Origin of the sequence: Aequorivita sp. 609 (genome assembly GCF_014212065.1) — a bacterium.
Classification (GTDB): Bacteria; Bacteroidota; Bacteroidia; order Flavobacteriales; family Flavobacteriaceae; genus Aequorivita; species Aequorivita sinensis.
Window position 1 is genome coordinate 1 of the sequence record NZ_JACJVM010000195.1, and the last position, 1,423, is coordinate 1,423.

Sequence of the window (1,423 nt, forward strand, 5' to 3'; positions counted from 1 at the left end):
TAAGATTCTTAATGAAGCTCTGCCCAAATTGGGAGCCCAAAGTAAATATAACTGGAGAGATCTGCTCTATAGTTATTGGTCCGTCTTCTTCTGTGGTGGAGACTGCGCAGAAGATCTGTCGGGCAACTTCAAACCTAGTCTTTCCCAATCGCCAAAACTTAAAGTTCCCAGTCCCGACAGGGTTTTGAACCGTTTAAAAGAATTGGTTGAACCTGCCACAAAATTTCCCACCAGCCGAGGCAAACATTTGCATCAATTTGCCATTAATGAGAAGCTGACGGAACTAAATCTTAAGGTACTAAAAAGGATTACAAACCTGGCGGAGTCGATGGTTGACTTGGACTATGACAACACTGTTTGTTATACTGAAAAAGAGGATGCGCAAATCACCTATAAAAAATGCTATGGATATGTGCCCGGAGTTGCATTGGTGGGATCAAATGTGGTTTATGTGGAAAATAGAAACGGAAGAAGCAACGCGGGAATTTTACAGTCCGAAACACTTGAAAGAATGTTCAAGCACCTTGAAAACCATAATATCAAAACAAATAGGTTCAGGGCAGACAGTGCTTCCTATGAGTTTAAGACCATACGGACCATTGCAAAATATACGAACAAATTTTATGTAAAGGCAAGAATGTCCTCAGCAATGGACACGGTCATTTCATTGGTAGAAGAATGGGAAACTGTGGGCAATAACGAAGATGGAATCTATAGAGGAGAAGCATTCTATACTCCTTTCAAGAGAGCTGCAAGAGATCACAAGATGCAAGATGAACTCCATACTTATCGGTTTATCGTAACCAAAGAAAAACGAAAGGACGGACAAATTAACACCTTTACCGGAGAAGCCTGTATTTACTCAATCATCATAACCAATGATGAAGAAAGTGATCCTGACAACATTGTTTTCTATTACAATCAAAGAGGAACAATAGAAAGGGAATTTGAAGTATTAAAGCACGATTTTGGATGGCAAAAACTGCCATTTTCCTCACTGGAGCAAAATCAAGTCTATTTACAAATTATGGCAATTTGCCGAAATATTTATCATTATTTGATAAACCTGTTTTCCAAAAAAGTAAAAGGCCTACATCCAAAATACAGGATCAAGAAGTTTATTTTCAGATTTATTGCTGTTCCTGCAAAGTGGGTCTATTGTTCCAGACAGTGGCATCTCAGGGTCTATGGAACAATTAATTGGGAAACCTGACCCATTAACTTTCGTGCCTCTTTTAAAAAGTTCTTTAACATATTACGGCAAAAATTTAGAAAGAATAAATCCTTTAATGGGAAAGGTACGCTTCGTACCGAGCAGAAAAAACTTGTAATGGGGGAGATATGCTTTGAATAGAGCCGAAAACTCATCTAAAACTACAAATCTACATCTCTAGCAGTTTTAAGAGGAGAAAGCCACAAGTTC

1 protein-coding gene is annotated in these 1,423 nt (G+C 38.4%); it reads left to right on the forward strand.

What is annotated here, in order from left to right:
* The coding region (locus H4O20_RS13290; protein WP_185099583.1) for an IS1380 family transposase at positions 1-1,213 on the forward strand (1,213 nt) is incomplete at its 5' end.
* Between the last annotated feature and the right edge of the window lie 210 nt (positions 1,214-1,423).